Annotated in this window: 14 protein-coding genes; 11 read left to right on the top strand and 3 right to left on the bottom strand. The window is 71.6% G+C overall.

The annotated features are described in order from the left end of the window. The first annotated feature begins 126 nt into the window (after window positions 1–126). From pafA to EES41_RS09115, 11 genes are all read left to right on the top strand, one after another. A complete protein-coding gene (gene pafA, locus EES41_RS09165; protein ID WP_008741910.1) occupies window positions 127–1488 on the top strand; it encodes a Pup--protein ligase in 1362 nt (453 codons plus the stop codon). A 141-nt stretch (window positions 1489–1629) separates the two neighbouring features. Beyond that, entirely contained in the window at window positions 1630–2634 is a 1005-nt protein-coding gene (locus EES41_RS09160) for an FKBP-type peptidyl-prolyl cis-trans isomerase (protein WP_123077146.1), read from the top strand. A 33-nt stretch (window positions 2635–2667) separates the two neighbouring features. After that, on the top strand, window positions 2668–3060 hold the full coding sequence (locus EES41_RS09155; RefSeq protein WP_123077144.1) for an FKBP-type peptidyl-prolyl cis-trans isomerase: 393 nt from the start codon (window positions 2668–2670) through the stop codon (window positions 3058–3060). Window positions 3061–3198: 138 nt separating this feature from the next. Then, complete coding sequence (locus tag EES41_RS09150; RefSeq protein ID WP_123077142.1) at window positions 3199–4155, top strand: YafY family protein; 957 nt, start codon at window positions 3199–3201, stop codon at window positions 4153–4155. 66 nt (window positions 4156–4221) lie between these two features. Continuing rightward, window positions 4222–5190 carry a YafY family protein gene (locus EES41_RS09145; RefSeq protein WP_008741906.1) on the top strand — a complete coding sequence of 323 codons (969 nt, stop codon included), beginning with the start codon at window positions 4222–4224 and terminating at the stop codon, window positions 5188–5190. 93 nt (window positions 5191–5283) lie between these two features. Beyond that, window positions 5284–5610: a hypothetical protein gene (locus EES41_RS09140; RefSeq protein WP_254211386.1), complete on the top strand. Its 327-nt coding sequence runs from the start codon at window positions 5284–5286 to the stop codon at window positions 5608–5610. A 27-nt stretch (window positions 5611–5637) separates the two neighbouring features. Continuing rightward, window positions 5638–5838, top strand: a complete 201-nt coding sequence (locus tag EES41_RS09135; RefSeq protein WP_008741904.1) for a hypothetical protein — start codon at window positions 5638–5640, stop codon at window positions 5836–5838. A gap of 162 nt (window positions 5839–6000) precedes the next feature. Next, window positions 6001–6294, top strand: a complete 294-nt coding sequence (gene tatA / locus EES41_RS09130) for a Sec-independent protein translocase subunit TatA (RefSeq protein WP_123077138.1) — start codon at window positions 6001–6003, stop codon at window positions 6292–6294. 62 nt (window positions 6295–6356) lie between these two features. Continuing rightward, on the top strand, window positions 6357–7331 hold the full coding sequence (tatC, locus tag EES41_RS09125; RefSeq protein WP_073774661.1) for a twin-arginine translocase subunit TatC: 975 nt from the start codon (window positions 6357–6359) through the stop codon (window positions 7329–7331). 17 nt (window positions 7332–7348) lie between these two features. Further along, window positions 7349–8260, top strand: a complete 912-nt coding sequence (locus EES41_RS09120; protein ID WP_123077136.1) for a diacylglycerol kinase — start codon at window positions 7349–7351, stop codon at window positions 8258–8260. Window positions 8261–8330: 70 nt separating this feature from the next. Next, entirely contained in the window at window positions 8331–11165 is a 2835-nt protein-coding gene (locus EES41_RS09115; RefSeq protein ID WP_123077134.1) for an RNA helicase, read from the top strand. On the opposite strand, the gene EES41_RS09110 is transcribed toward EES41_RS09115, so the two are convergent. The 3 genes from EES41_RS09110 to EES41_RS09100 form a co-directional block, all read right to left on the bottom strand. Next, the gene (locus tag EES41_RS09110; protein WP_123077132.1) at window positions 11162–12136 is read right to left on the bottom strand and encodes an RluA family pseudouridine synthase; all 975 of its coding nucleotides are present in this window, start codon (window positions 12134–12136) and stop codon (window positions 11162–11164) included. The two genes, EES41_RS09115 and EES41_RS09110, sit on opposite strands and share 4 nt — an antisense overlap. Before the next feature lie 37 nt (window positions 12137–12173). Continuing rightward, entirely contained in the window at window positions 12174–13721 is a 1548-nt protein-coding gene (locus tag EES41_RS09105; RefSeq protein ID WP_123077130.1) for a serine hydrolase, read from the bottom strand. A 363-nt stretch (window positions 13722–14084) separates the two neighbouring features. Then, entirely contained in the window at window positions 14085–14918 is an 834-nt protein-coding gene (locus EES41_RS09100; RefSeq protein ID WP_123077128.1) for a siderophore-interacting protein, read from the bottom strand. Window positions 14919–14962: the final 44 nt, after the last annotated feature.

Genomic DNA, 14962 nt, shown 5'->3' with positions numbered 1-14962 from the left:
GACCGTGCGTGTTGCGGCGGCTTTCCGGCGCTCTTCCGGCGGGTTCTCGCCTGCTCGTGGGGAATCTGATCGAACCGCGCCCGCGAACCCGGTTTCAGAAGAGGGCAGAAGGCGTAATGTTCAGTCATGGACCGCCGCATTTTCGGGCTGGAGAACGAGTACGGCGTCACGTGCACGTTCAGGGGACAGCGCCGACTGTCTCCTGACGAAGTGGCGCGCTACCTCTTCCGCCGTGTTGTGTCATGGGGCCGCAGCAGCAATGTCTTCCTGCGGAACGGCGCCCGCCTCTACCTCGACGTGGGTTCGCATCCGGAATACGCGACACCGGAATGCGACAACCTGACCGAACTGGTCACTCACGACAAGGCCGGCGAGCGCATTCTCGAAGGCCTGCTCGTCGACGCCGAACGCCGCCTGCACGAGGAGGGAATCGCGGGCGACGTCTACCTCTTCAAGAACAACACCGACTCGGCGGGCAATTCGTACGGCTGCCACGAGAACTACCTCGTGGCGCGGCACGGAGAATTCTCCCGCCTGGCGGACATCCTCATTCCGTTCCTTGTCACGCGGCAGTTGATCTGCGGCGCGGGCAAGGTGCTGCAGACTCCGCGGGGCGCGGTCTACTGCGTCAGCCAGCGGGCGGAGCACATCTGGGAGGGCGTCAGCTCGGCGACGACCCGGTCCCGGCCGATCATCAACACGCGGGACGAGCCGCACGCGGACGCGGAGCGCTACCGGCGTCTGCACGTGATCGTCGGCGACTCGAACATGTCCGAGACGACCATGCTGCTGAAGGTCGGTGCCACCGACCTGGTGCTGCGCATGATCGAGGCGGGCACGGTGATGCGGGACCTGACCCTGGAGAACCCGATCCGGGCGATCCGCGAGGTCAGTCACGACATCACGGGCCAGCGCAAGGTGCGCCTCGCCAGTGGCCGCGAGGCCTCGGCGCTGGAGATCCAGCGGGAGTACTACGACAAGGCGGTGGACTTCGCCGAGCGCCGGGGCATCCGTACGGGTGTCGTGGACCAGGTGCTGGAGCTGTGGGGCCGTACCCTCGACTCGATCGAGTCGGAGGACCTGGACCGGATCGGCACGGAGATCGACTGGGTCATGAAGTACCAGCTGATCGAGCGGTACCGGGCCAAGCACGACATGACGATGTCGAACCCGCGGGTCGCCCAGATAGACCTCGCCTATCACGACATCCACCGTCGGCGCGGTCTGTACTACCTGCTGGAGCGCAAGGGGCAGGCGGCGCGGATCTGCAACGACCTGAAGATCTTCGAGGGCAAGTCGGTGCCCCCGCAGACGACCCGGGCGCGGTTGCGCGGTGACTTCATCCGCCGGGCGCAGGAGCAGCGCCGGGACTTCACGGTGGACTGGGTGCACCTGAAGCTGAATGACCAGGCGCAGCGCACGGTGCTGTGCAAGGACCCGTTCCGGTCGGTGGACGACCGGGTGGAGAAGCTCATCGCCGGCATGTGATGCCGCGTCGGGCCGTGGTGTGGAAGGGCCCCGTGCACGGTGGTGTACGGGGCTTTTCGCACGCCACGGCCTTGTCGCGGAGGGGGTTGGCCGTAGAGTGGGCCGCTAGGACGGACCATTCCAGCGACCCTGAGGACCACTGTGCGACGCCGACTTGCTGCCGCGCTCATCGTGCCGGCTCTGATGCTCACCGCGGCCTGCGGAGGGGGCGACGACTCCGGGAAGAAGAAGGACGCGTCCCCGTCGGCCAGCCCCTCCCAGCCGGACGTGCCGAAGGCGGTCGCGTCCGCTGACCCGATGCCGGCGGTGAAGGGCGAGGTGGGCCAGAAGGCGGAGATCACCGCGCCGAAGGGCGAGCCGAGCGGCAAGTTCGTGGTGAACACGCTCAAGGAGGGCACGGGCCCCGAGGTCAAGAAGGACGATCTCGTCGTCACGAAGTACACGGGCAAGATCTGGAAGGACGGCAAGGAGCTGGCCGGGTCCTATGACAAGGACGGCTCGCCGCTCGTCGTCCCGGCCGGTTCGCCGACGATCGTCCCGATGTTCAGCGAGGCGGTGCTGGGCAAGAAGATCGGCAGCCGGGTGCTGGTCGTCGCGCCGCCGGCGGCCGCGTTCGGTGCGCAGGGCCAGCCGCAGCTGGGTGTCGGCCCGACCGACAACCTGATCTTCGTCCTGGACCTGGACTCGGTCATGCCGAAGAAGGCCGAGGGCACGCAGGCGCCGATCCCGTCGGAGCTGCCGCAGGTGAAGGCGGACAAGGACGAGGCCGCCACGATCACGGTCCCGAAGAGCGACCCTCCGAAGGAGCTGGTCGACAAGGTCCTGATCGAGGGCAAGGGCCCGGAGGTCAAGAACGGCCAGACCGTGTACATGCAGTACAGCGGTGCGGCGTGGGCGCCGAACCAGGGCAAGGACGCGGCGAAGCTGTTCGACACGTCCTGGAAGACCGGTGCTCCGTTCTCGACGAAGATCGGTGAGGGTCAGGTCATCGAGGGTTGGGACAAGGGCCTGGTGGGCAAGAAGGTCGGCAGCCGCGTGCTGCTGGTGATCCCGCCGGGGCAGGCGTACAAGGACCAGGCCAAGGGTGAGGACCTGCCGGCCAACTCCACCCTGGTGTTCGTCGTCGACATCGTCGGAGCAGTGTAAGACTGTTCCGTTCCACTTGACCGGTTCGTACGTATGAGGAGCAGTTCCGTGAGCGACAAGCTCGAAAAGCCCGAGATCGACTTCCCCGAGGGCCCGGTTCCCGCCGACCTCGTGATCGAGGACATCTGGCTGGGCGACGGCGCCGAGGCCAAGGCCGGTTCCAGGGTCTCCGTCCACTACGTGGGCGTGGCCTTCTCCACCGGCGAGGAGTTCGACGCCTCCTGGAACCGCGGCTCCGCGCTGCAGTTCCAGCTCGGTGTCGGCCAGGTCATCGCCGGCTGGGACAAGGGTGTCCAGGGCATGAAGGTCGGCGGCCGCCGCAAGCTGACGATCCCCGCGCACCTCGCCTACGGCGACCGCGGCGCGGGCAAGGCGATCGCCCCGGGCGAGACGCTGATCTTCGTCTGCGACCTGATGGCGGCCTGACCGTCGGGCTGTGACAGCCGTGGGGCCCCTGCCGTGAGGCAGGGGCCCTCGCTTTTGTCCCCGACCGCCGGGGCGGTACGGTCAACGGTCACGAGTGTGTCCATTCGGGTGTACGTCGAGAAGGGCGGAAGGGCGTCGATGGCGATTGCCAAGGCCGAGCGGCTGATGAATCTGGCGCTGTGTCTGCTGGGGACCCGCCGGCCGCTCAGCAAGCGGGAGCTGCGCGGCTCCATCGAGGCCTACCTGGAAGCCGGCAACGACGAGTCCTTCAACCGCATGTTCGAGCGGGACAAGGACGATCTGCGCGAACTCGGCCTGGTCATCGAGACGGTGGAGAACCTGGACGGCGAGACCGGCTACCTGGCCCGCCGGGACAGCAACCGGCTGCCGCCCGTCTCGCTGGACGCCGAGGAGGCCGCGGCCCTGGGGCTGGCGGCCAAGGTCTGGCAGCAGGCCCGGCTGGCGGGCGCGGCCAGCGGCGCCCTGCAGAAGCTGCGCGCGGGCGGGATGCCGGAGGCGGGGGACCCGTACGAGGGCCAGCACAGTGCCATCGAGCCGCGCATCCCGGTCCACGAGGCGGCGTTCGAGCCGCTGATGCTGGCCTGCCGGGACCGCCGGCCGGTGGTGTTCGACTACCGCAAGTCCACGGCCGCGCGGCCCGAGGCGCGGCAGGTCGAGCCGTGGGCGCTGGAGTGCTGGCGCGGCCACTGGTACCTGGCCGGGTTCGACCGCGACCGAGGGGCGGAGCGGGTGTTCCGGCTCTCCCGGATCACCGGCAAGGTCCGCTCGCGGGCGGCGAAGTACACCGCCGAGGTCCCGGACGTGGTGACCGTACGGGAGACCGTGGCGAGCTGGGCCGGGGAGGGCGCGGACCGCTCCGCGCTGATCCGGCTGCGCCCCGGGGCGGGGTACCCGCTGCGGGCCAAGGCCACCGCCGTGCGCGAGTGCGGGGACGGCTGGGACGAGCTGGAGATCCCGTACGGGCACGGGCTGGACGCCTGGCTGGTGGAGTTCGGGCCGGACGTGGTGGTCCTGGAGCCGGCCGGTCTGCGGGCGGACGTGGTGGACCGGCTGCGCGCCGTCGCCAAGGGCTGACCCGACCGACCGCGCACCGACCGCGCAAGATCCGTGAGTTACGCCCTGAGGGGGAGACGTACCAGCATGGCCGCGAACGCCATTGACCAGACCCGCCGGATGCTGTCCTTGGTGACCTATCTGCGCGAGCGGCCCGGGGCGCACGTCGCCGACGTGGCGCGCGCCTTCGGGATCACCGAGGACGAGCTGATCTCGGACCTCGACGTGCTGCCCATGTGCGGGACCAGCTTCCGCGGCGGTGACCTGCTCGACATCGACACCGACGGGGAGCGCATCTGGTGGCGCAACCCCGACGCCTCGGGGGAGTCCACCGCCGAGCCGCTGCGGCTGGCGGCCGACGAGGCGACCGCGCTGCTGGTGGCCGCCCGCGCGGTGGCGACGCTGCCCGGGCTGCGCGAGAGCGACCGGGACGCGCTGCTGCGGGCGACCGCGAAGCTGGAGGCGGCCGCGGGCGAGGCGGCCGGGGCCAGCTCCCGGCTGTCGGTGACCTTCGAGGCCGAGGGCGGGGTCTTCGCGGACGTGGACCGGGCCATTTCGGAGCGGCGGCGGCTGTGGCTGCGCTACTACTCGCCCGCGCGCGACGAGCTCACCGAGCGCACCGTCGACCCGATCCGGCTGTTCACCGTGGGTCACACGTACCTGGAGGGGTGGTGCCACCTCTCGGAGGCGCGGCGCACCTTCCGCCTCGACCGGGTGGCTGAAATCCGGCTGCTCGACGAGCGGGCCGAGCCGCCCGCGATCGAGCCGCGCGACCTGTCCGAGGGGCTGGTCCAGCCGGCCGCCGAGGACCCGGAGGTCGTGGTCGAGGTGGGTCCCGGCGGCCGCTGGGTCGCGGAGTACTACCCCCACGACAGCGCGGAGGAGCTCGCGGAGGGCGGCCTGCGGATCACGCTGCGCAGCCCGGACCCGGCCTCGCTGCGCCGGCTCGCGCTGCGGCTGGGCCGGGAGGGCCGGATCGTGGCGCCGGTGGAGCTGGCTGACGCCGCCCGGCAGGCGGCGCGCGAGGCGCTCGCCGGGTACGGGGAACAGGTCTGAGCCCTTGCCGCTGGCGGCCGCCGGCCGCCGGGCGGGGCGGGTACGAAGAGCTGGGCTGGTTACGGAGAGCTGGGCCGAGGGGAGCGCCGAGTGATGTCGCCGACGGATGGGACGCCGGGGCTGACGGCCGCCAGGGGGACGGCCGACAGGGGGACCGCGGGCCGGGGCGCGGCCGGCCGGGGCCCGGCCGGTGCGGGGCAGCCGGCGGGGCCCGTCACCTTCAAGGCGGGGTGCCCCGACTGCCGGGGCCGCTTCGAGCTCGCGGCGGGCGCGCTGCGCCTGGTGATCGGCGGCAGCAGGCGCACCACGTTCTACTCCTTCACCTGCCCCGCGTGCGGGGTGCCTGTCCGGAAACCGGCGGGTGAGCGGATCGTGGAACTCCTGACCGGTGGCGGCGTGAGCACCCTGCGCAGCCTCTGAGGCGGCCGGTGGCCTAGGCTCGGTCCCATGCTCTGGCCGATGCTCGCAATTGCCCTCGGGTTCCTGGGGGTCGCCGTCCTCTCCGTCCTCGCCCTGCGGGTCTGGCTGGAGGTGCGGCGGCTGTCCGGACAGGTCGCCGACGCCAGCCGCCGGATCACCGACGCATCGGGTGATCTGGAGCGCGCCGCGGCCGATCTGGCGCGGGCGGGCAACGCCGTACGGCCGTAGAAACCGCGAGGCCGGGGCCGTACGCTCGGACCCCTGCGGTACCCGAGGGGATTGCCGGACGTTAACCCCTGGGGGTTACGATCCTTTGCAAGGCGGTCACAGGATCACCATCCCCGGCCGCCGCCTCCACAACCAGCCGTTTCGGTGAGAAGGAAGACACACATGATCGGCAATATGAAGCCCCTTGAGATCCTTCTGATCATCGCTGTCATCGTGCTGCTGTTCGGCGCCAAGAAGCTCCCCGAGATGGCCCGCTCCCTGGGCAAGTCGGCGCGCATCCTCAAGAGCGAGGCCAAGGCGATGAAGAAGGACGGCGAGGCGGAGGACGCCGCCGCCGCTCCGGTCGCCGACCAGGCCCCGCAGCAGCCCGTCGCCCCGCGCACCATCCAGGCCGCGCCCGGTGACGTGACCAGCTCCCGGCCCGTCAGCGAGCCGAACCGCACCACCCAGGGCTGACCCCGGCCCGGCCACACGGCCGAGGTCACGCCAGTCATCTGCAACGAGACAAGGGACGTGGGTTGCTCAAGTCTGCCCGCAAGCAGGGGAAGCAGGACCAGAAGGTCCAGAAGGTGAAGGACGCCGAAGGGCGGATGCCTCTGGTCGAGCACCTGCGTGAGCTGCGTAACCGCCTGCTGAAGTCGGTCCTGGCGATCGTGGTGATCACCGTCGTCGCGGCCTACTACTACAGGCCGATCATCGACTTCCTGCTGGAGCCGATGCTCTCCTCGGTCGGCTGTACCCCCGGCGCGACCCTCCAGCGCAACGGCGCGCCCTGCGCCGAGATGACGACGAACGGCCTGACCGCGCCCTTCTCCATCGCGCTCAAGGTCGGACTCTCCGCGGGCGTCGTGTTCTCCGCCCCGGTCTGGCTGTACCAGCTGTGGGCCTTCGCCGCCCCCGGCCTGCACAAGAACGAGAAGAAGTACGCGCTGAGCTTCGTCGCGGTCGGCGCTCCGCTGTTCCTCGCCGGCGCGGTGCTCGCGTACAAGATCCTGCCGCAGACCGCGGAGATCCTCCTCGGCTTCACCCCCGACCACGTCAAGAACCTGCTCCCGGTCGACGACTACCTCGACCTGGTCACGCGCATGGTCGTGGTCTTCGGCCTCGCGTTCGAGCTGCCGCTGATGCTGGTCCTGCTGAACTTCACGGGAGTGCTCAGCGCCAAGCGGCTGGGCAGCTGGTGGCGGGCCATGGTCCTCGGCATCACGATCTTCGCGGCCTTCGCCACCCCGACCGGCGACCCGCTCACCATGCTGACGCTGGCCTCCCCGATCGTCGCCCTGTACTTCCTGGCCCTCGGGATCTGCCTGCTGAACGACCGCCGTCGCAGCCGTGCCAACCCCGACGCCGGTCTCGACGACGACGAGGCCTCCGACCTGGACCTCACCCCCGCGCCGATCGGCGGCGTCGAATCCGTACCGGCCCCGAACGCGCTGCCCGGACAGGACGACGGCGGGCGCCAGCGGATCAACGGTTACGACGACGCGACCTGACCGGCAGATTCCGGCGGGTGAGCGCCGAGATCACCCTCTTCGTCAATCCCACCGCGGGACGCGGCCGGGGCGCGCGGGTCGCGCAGCCGGCCGCTTCCGCGCTCCGGGCCGCCGGCTTCTGCGTGCGGACCGTCTCCGGCGCGGACGCCGGGGACGCGCTGGCCCAGCTGCGCACCGCCGTCCGTGAGGGCACCGGCGCGGTGCTCGCCGTCGGCGGCGACGGGATGGTCTCCCTCGCCCTCCAGGCCCTCGCGGGCACGCTGGTGCCGCTCGGCGTGATCGCCGTGGGCACCGGGAACGACTTCGCGCGGGCCATGGGGCTGCCCGTACGGGATCCCGAGCGGGCCGGGCGGCTGGCCGGCGAGGCCCTCAAGGAGGGCCGGATCCGGGAGATCGACCTGGGCCGCGTCGACCGGGCCGGCGGGACCGGCTCCGGGACCTGGTACGGGACGGTGCTGTGTTCCGGCTTCGACTCGCGCGTCAACGACCGGGGCAACCGGATGCGGCTGCCCGCGGGGCGCTTCACGTACGACCTGGCCATGATCGCGGAGCTGGCCGCCTTCCGCCCCTTCCCGTACCGGATCACCCTGGACGACGGCCCCGTCATCGAGACCGAGGCCACGCTGGTGGCGGTGGGCAACGGATCCTCGTACGGCGGCGGCATGCGCATCTGCGCTGACGCGGTGCCCGACGACGGGCTCTTCGACATCACGGTGGTCGGCGACTGCACCCGCGCCACCCTCCTGCGGGTGTTCCCGCGCGTCTACCGGGGCACCCATCTCAGCCACCCGAAGGTGACCGTCCACCGGGCCCGGAAGGTGACGCTGGAGGCGGCCGGGAGCACCGCCTACGCGGACGGCGAGCCGATGGGGCCGCTGCCCGTGACCGCCGAGTGCGTACCCGCCGCCCTGAGGCTTCTGATGCCCTGATTCCGGGTAAAGGCCTCCTGAATAAAGATCGCGACTGTTGTCAGAGGCGGCGGGTAGGCTCGACTACAAGATGACCGAAGAACTCTCACCCGCCGAGCGGTACGCCGCTGCCCGGATCCGCGCCGCGGAAGAGGCCTCTGCCCTGGCCCCCTTCCGCGAGATGTACGAATTCGACCTGGACCCGTACCAGGTCGAGGCCTGCAAGGCACTGGAGGCAGGCAAGGGCGTGCTGGTCGCCGCCCCGACCGGCTCGGGCAAGACCATCGTCGGCGAGTTCGCCGTGCACCTGGCGCTCGCGCAGGGCCGCAAGTGCTTCTACACGACGCCGATCAAGGCCCTGTCGAACCAGAAGTTCGCCGACCTCGTCAAGCGCTACGGCGCCGACAAGGTGGGCCTGCTGACCGGCGACAACAGCGTCAACGGGGACGCGCCCGTGGTCGTCATGACCACCGAGGTGCTCCGCAACATGCTGTACGCGGGCTCCCAGGCGCTGCGCGGCCTCGGCTACGTGGTGATGGACGAGGTGCACTACCTCTCCGACCGCTTCCGCGGCGCCGTCTGGGAGGAAGTGATCATCCACCTCCCCGAGTCGGTGACCCTGGTGTCCCTCTCGGCCACCGTGTCCAACGCGGAGGAGTTCGGCGACTGGCTGGACACCGTCCGCGGCGACACCGACGTGATCGTCTCCGAGGAGCGGCCCGTCCCGCTGTGGCAGCACGTCATGGCCGGCCGGCGGGTGTACGACCTCTTCGAGGAGGAGTCCGACCACGGCGGCCGCGGCTCCGCCCGCCGGGAGGTCAACCCCGATCTGCTGCGCATGGCGCGCGAGGAGAACAGCCGCACGTACAACCCGAAGGACCGGCGGCGCGGCAAGATGGTCCGCGAGGCCGACCGCGAGCGCGAGCGGCGCTCGCGCAGCCGGATCTGGACGCCGAGCCGTCCCGAGGTGATCGCCCGCCTCGACAACGACGACCTGCTGCCCGCCATCAACTTCATCTTCAGCCGCGCCGGTTGCGAGGCCGCCGTCCAGCAGTGCCTGTACGCGGGCCTGCGGCTCAACAACGAGGAAGCGCGCCTGAAGGTGCGCGGCATCGTCGAGGAGCGGACCGCCTCCATCCCCACCGAGGACCTGCACGTCCTCGGGTACTACGAATGGCTCGAAGGCCTGGAGCGGGGCATCGCCGCGCACCACGCCGGCATGCTGCCGACCTTCAAGGAGGTCGTGGAGGAGCTCTTCGTCCGGGGCCTGGTCAAGGCCGTGTTCGCGACCGAGACCCTGGCGCTGGGCATCAACATGCCCGCGCGCACGGTGATCCTGGAGAAGCTGGTCAAGTGGAACGGCGAGCAGCACGCCGACATCACCCCCGGCGAGTACACGCAGCTGACCGGCCGGGCCGGGCGGCGCGGCATCGACGTCGAGGGCCACGCGGTGGTGCTGTGGCAGCGCGGCATGGACCCGGTGGGTCTGGCCGGGCTCGCCGGTACCCGTACGTATCCGCTGCGGTCCAGCTTCAAGCCCTCGTACAACATGGCCGTGAACCTGGTCCAGATGTTCGGGCGGCACCGTTCGCGCGAGCTGCTGGAGACCTCCTTCGCGCAGTTCCAGGCCGACCGCTCGGTCGTCGGGATCTCCAAGCAGGTGCAGCGCAACGAGGAGGGCCTGGAGGGCTACGAGCAGGGCATGACCTGCCACCTCGGGGACTTCGCGGAGTACGCGCGGCTGCGCCGCGACCTCAAGGACCGCGAGACCGATCTGGCGAAGCAGGGCGCGGCGCAGCGCCGGGCGCAGGCGGCCGGTTCGCTGGAGCGGCTCAAGCCGGGAGACATCATCCACGTGCCGACCGGCAAGTTCGCCGGGCTGGCGCTGGTGCTGGATCCGGGCATGCCGGCCGGGCGGGTCAACGGGCACCGAGGCCAGGAGTACACCGAGGGCCCGCGCCCGCTGGTGCTCACCGCGGAGCGGCAGGTCAAGCGGCTCGCCGCGATCGACTTCCCGGTTCCGGTCGAGGCCATCGAGCGGATGCGGATCCCCAAGACCTTCAACCAGCGCTCGCCGCAGTCGCGTCGGGACCTGGCCTCCCAACTGCGCGCCAAGGCCGGGCACATAGCGCCGGACCGGCACAAGCGCGGCCGGGCGGCCGCGGCCGACGACCGTGAGATCGCCAGGCTGCGGGCCGAGCTGCGGGCGCACCCGTGCCACGGGTGCGACGAGCGCGAGGACCACGCCCGCTGGGCGGAGCGCTACCACCGCCTCAAGCGGGACACCCAGCAGCTGGAGCGGCGCATCGAGGGCCGGACGAACACCATCGCCCGCACCTTCGACCGGATCCACGCGCTGCTCACCGAGCTCGACTACCTGCGCGAGGACGAGGTCACCGAGCACGGCAAGCGGCTCGCCCGGCTGTACGGGGAGCTCGATCTGCTGGCGTCGGAGTGCCTGCGCGAGCGGGTCTGGGAGGGCCTGAGCCCGGCCGAACTGGCCTCTTGTGTCTCGGCGTTGGTGTTCGAGGCGCGGCAGTCCGACGACGCGGCCGCGCCGAAGGTGCCGAACGGGGCCGCGAAGGTGGCGCTGGGCGAGATGGTCCGGATCTGGGGCCGCCTCGACGCGCTGGAGGAGGAACACGGCATCAACCAGGCGGAGGGCGTGGGCCAGCGCGAGCCGGACCTCGGCTTCGCGTGGGCGGCGTACCAGTGGGCCTCCGACAAGGGCCTGGACGAGGTGCTGCGCGAGGCGGAGATGCCGGCCGGTGACTTCGTGCGCTGGTGCAAGCAGGTCATCGACGTGCTCGGGCAGATCGCCGCGGCCGCGCCGCCGTCCTCGACCGGCAGCACGGTGGCGAAGAACGCCCGCAAGGCCGTCGACTCGCTGCTGCGCGGTGTGGTGGCCTACAGCTCCGTCGGCTAGGGCCTGTCTTCCGGTTGGAGGCCGGCGTCCCAGGCGGTGGGGTCTTCCCAGGCCTCCAGGGTGCGCCGGCTCTCCAGGCGGTGGGCGATCCCGGTGATCGGGTCGGTGAACTCCAGGACCCGGGCGAGCAGTTGCAGCGGCCGGCGGAAGTCCAGCGGGTCCGGGTCGGTGACCTGCGGGTAGACGGGGTCGCCGAGGATGGGCAGACCCAGGCTGTTCATGTGCACCCGCAGCTGGTGGGTGCGGCCGGTGTGCGGGGTCAGCCGGTAGCGGCCAGTGTCCCCCTTCGACCCGGCGAGTTCGACCAGCGTCTCGGCGTTCGGCTCGCCGCCCGGGATCTCGGCCGCCGCGATGACGCCGCGGGTCTTCTCGATCCGGCTGCGCAGGGTGCGCGGGAGGGTGAGTTCCGGATCCAGCGGCGCGAGGGCCTCGTACTGCTTCTCGACCCGCCGGTTCTGGAAGAGCAGCTGGTACGCGCCGCGGTCCTCGGGGCGGATGCTGAACATGACCAGGCCGGCCGTCAGCCGGTCGAGCCGGTGCGCGGGGCTGAGGGCGGGGAGGTCCAGCTCGTCGCGGAGCCGGGCCAGCGCGGTCTGGGTGACGTGGCTGCCGCGCGGGGTGGTCGCAAGGAAGTGCGGCTTGTCCGCGACGAGGAGGTGCTCGTCGCGGTAGACGACGCCGATGGGGAAGGGCACCGCCGGTTCGGGCGGCATGTCCCGGTGGAACCACAGGTAGCTGCCCGGCTCGTACGGGTCCTGCGGGCGCAGCACGCGGCCTCCCACACCGAGGACCCGGCCGGCGCGGAGCAGGCCGGGCATGGTCTCGGCGCCGCGGGTGCCGGCGTAGCGATGGGTGAGGTAGGCGCCGAGGTCCGGCCAGAGCCCGTCCGGGTCGGAGGGCAGCCGCAGCCGGACCGGGTCGATGCCGGCGACCTGGGGGAGCGGCGCGGGGGGTAGGGGTCTGCGTCTCATCGGGGTCCAGCGTAGGCGCCCCGGCGGGGGCGGCGTCCTACTGCCGGGTGAAGGTGCCCAGGTGGTTCGCGTCCAGGTACTCGACGCGGACCGTGCCGTCGGCGAAGGTGACGCCCGTGCGGCCGACCGAGTTCTCGCCGGCGGTCTCGAAGCTGAAGACGTCGCCGTCGTAGTGGGTGAGGGGGAACTTCAGGGGCTTGGGGCCGAGGGAGAGGGTCAGGCCGCTGCCGTCCGGGTTCGCCGCCACGGTGAGTTTGCCGTAGTACGGGTTGTCGTACGTTCCGGTGTACGCGGAGTCGTTCCCGGCGGGCTTGGCGCCTGCGGGCGGGTGCGCGTAGTCGGTGGGGGAGCGGCCCGTTTCGAGTGCCCGCGCGTACAGCGCCGAGGCCACCGCGAGCCAGTCGGTGGAGGCCCGGCCGTGCTCGGCCACGTCGAAGAAGTCGAGGGCGACGGCGTCGGCGAGGCCGACGGGGGCGCCGTTGGTGAGGACGATGATGCCGAGCTGTTCCAGGGGGAGCATCGTGACGTTGGTGTTGGCGCCGAGTTCGAAGGCCCCGGAGTGGCTCAGGCGGAGCCGGCCGGCGTCGTCGTAGGAGACGTTCCAGCCGAGCCCGTAGAAGCCGGTGTGCTCGCCGGTGGCGGTGGTGGGCGGCTGCGAGAGGATCTGCGGCTGGTGGGTGCGGGCGAGGGTGTCGGCGGGGATGATGCGCTTGCCGTCGAGGACGCCGTTGCCGAGCTGGAGCCGCAGCCAGCGCGACATGTCGCGGGCGGTGGAACTGACGCCGCCGGCGGGCGACTGGGCGTCGGGGTCGCGGACGTAGCGGGGGCTCCAGGTGCCGTCGGGGTTCTTCACGTGGGTGGCGGCGTGGTCGGGGGCGTCGCGGAACGCGGAGAACTCGGTGCTGGTGCGGGTCATGCCGGCGGGCTTGAAGAGGGTGTCCGCGGACAGCTTCTGCCAGCTGGTGCCGCGGGCGGCGGCGATGGCCTCGGCGGCGGCGGTGAAGCCGAAGTTGGTGTACGCGTAGCTGATGCGGAACGGGTCGAGGGGCTCCAGGCGGAGGTGGTCGAGGATGTACGACTGGTCGTAGCCGAGGTCTTCGAGGAGGTCCCCGGCGTGGTCGGGGAGGCCGCTGCGGTGGGAGAAGAGGTCGGCGGTGGCGACGTGGTCGCTGACCCAGGGGTCCTTCAGCGCGAAGCCGGGGAGCGGGACGTGCTTGTCCCACTCGGCGGGGTCGGAGAGGGTGCCGGCGACGACGGTGGAGGAGACGGGCTTGGAGAGCGAGGCGATCTGGAAGACGGTGTCGGGGTCGACCTTGCCGCTCTCGCCGGTCCTTCGGAGGCCGAAGCCCTTGAGGTAGAGGACCTTGTCGTTGTGGACGACGGCCACGGAGGCGCCGGGGACGCCGGTCTTTCGCATCATGGCGGCGACGGTGCCGTCGAGGCGGGCCACGGCCTTTTCGACGGCGGCGTCGGTGATCTGGGGCTTCGGGGGCGGGGGCGGGGCGGGGGTCGCCGCTGCCGTTGCCGTCCCGGCGGCCAGCACGACGAGCACCCCGGTGGCGGTGAGCACGCGCGGCGTACGCATGCCGCCATTGTCCTGCCGGACCCCGTGCCCCGCTCCCCGGGCGGCGCCGTTGCCCTGGGCCGGGCGGCGGGGAACTCCCGAGCCCGAGCGCGCCGGGCGGCGACGGGGCCCTGCCCCGGCCCCCGCGCCTCAATCGCCGGCGGGGCTGGGATTGGCCGCCGCCGTCGCACCCGCTCGGCCCGGTGCGCCTCAATCGCCGGCGGGGCTTGAACTGGCGGCCGTCGCCGCGCCCGCTGGGTGGGGCTGGGCATTGGCTCCCGCCCTCGCACCGCTCGGCGGGGCTGGGGCTGGCTCCCTGTCGCGCCCGCTCGGCGGGGCTGGGGCTGGGCCCCCGTCGCGCACGCTCGGCGGGGCTGGGGTGGGTCAGGCGGCGCGTTCCTGTTCGGCTTCCACCGTGGCGTTCCAGTCGCGCTTGATCGCGCGCCAGCCCTCGTCGGTTTCGCCGAGGCGCCAGTAGCCCGAGATCGACAGGCGTTCGCGGGGGACGCCGCGTTCCATGCGGAGGTGGCGGCGGAGGTCCTTCACGAAGCCCGCCTCGCCGTGGACGAAGGCGTGGACGTCCTTCGAGGGGAACTCCAGTGAGGTGATCGCCTCCACCAGCGCCTCGCCGACCGGGCGCCCGGCGCGGTGGAGCCAGACCGGGACCACCCCGTCCGGCGTGGCGATCTTCTGCTCGTCCTGCGGGCCCTCGACCTCCACGAACGCGCGCACGTCCGCGCCGACCGGCATCCGCTCCATCGCCGCGGCGATCGCCGGCAGGGCGCTCTCGTCGCCGACCAGGAGGTGCCAGCCCGCCGTCGGGTCCGGGGCGTACGCGCCGCCCGGGCCGAGGAAACGTACCGTCTCGCCCGGCTGGACCCGCGCGGCCCAGGGGCCGGCCAGGCCCTCGTCCCCGTGGACCACGAAGTCGAGGGTCAGCTCGTGGTGCACGGCGTCCCACGCCCGCACGGTGTACGCGCGCTGGCGCGGCCACTCGTCGCGCGGGTGGGAGGAACGAATCGTCTCCAGGTCCCAGGGAGAGGCGTACGTGACGCCCTCCGGCGGGAACAGGAGCTTGATGTAGTGGTCGGTGAACTCGCCCGCGTCGAAATCGGCCAGCCCGTCACCGCCCAGCACCACGCGCACCATGTGCGGTGTCAGCCGCTCGGTGCGTACAACGACGGCTGTGCCGACCGTGCGGGCGCGTCCTTCTGCCACGGCGTCTCCCCTGACTCCAGTAGAACTTAGGATTACCTAAGTTA

This window comes from Streptomyces sp. ADI95-16, from assembly GCF_003721495.1.
GTDB lineage: Bacteria > Actinomycetota > Actinomycetes > Streptomycetales > Streptomycetaceae > Streptomyces > Streptomyces goshikiensis.
The sequence above is the reverse complement of the archived record's forward strand: the minus strand, read 5'-3'. Positions and strand labels throughout refer to the sequence as shown.

Excerpts from the sequence above, each read along its gene's own strand:
- EES41_RS09150 (WP_123077142.1), top strand. The coding sequence starts at position 3,199 with ATGGCGATTGCCAAGGCCGAGCGGCTGATGAATCTGGCGCTGTGTCTG.
- tatA (WP_123077138.1), top strand. The coding sequence starts at position 6,001 with ATGATCGGCAATATGAAGCCCCTTGAGATCCTTCTGATCATCGCTGTC.
- EES41_RS09115 (WP_123077134.1), top strand. The coding sequence starts at position 8,331 with ATGACCGAAGAACTCTCACCCGCCGAGCGGTACGCCGCTGCCCGGATC.
- EES41_RS09140 (WP_254211386.1), top strand. The coding sequence starts at position 5,284 with ATGTCGCCGACGGATGGGACGCCGGGGCTGACGGCCGCCAGGGGGACG.
- pafA (WP_008741910.1), top strand. The coding sequence starts at position 127 with ATGGACCGCCGCATTTTCGGGCTGGAGAACGAGTACGGCGTCACGTGC.
- EES41_RS09135 (WP_008741904.1), top strand. The coding sequence starts at position 5,638 with ATGCTCTGGCCGATGCTCGCAATTGCCCTCGGGTTCCTGGGGGTCGCC.
- EES41_RS09145 (WP_008741906.1), top strand. The coding sequence starts at position 4,222 with ATGGCCGCGAACGCCATTGACCAGACCCGCCGGATGCTGTCCTTGGTG.
- EES41_RS09155 (WP_123077144.1), top strand. The coding sequence starts at position 2,668 with ATGAGGAGCAGTTCCGTGAGCGACAAGCTCGAAAAGCCCGAGATCGAC.
- EES41_RS09110 (WP_123077132.1), bottom strand. The coding sequence starts at position 12,136 with ATGAGACGCAGACCCCTACCCCCCGCGCCGCTCCCCCAGGTCGCCGGC.
- EES41_RS09105 (WP_123077130.1), bottom strand. The coding sequence starts at position 13,721 with ATGCGTACGCCGCGCGTGCTCACCGCCACCGGGGTGCTCGTCGTGCTG.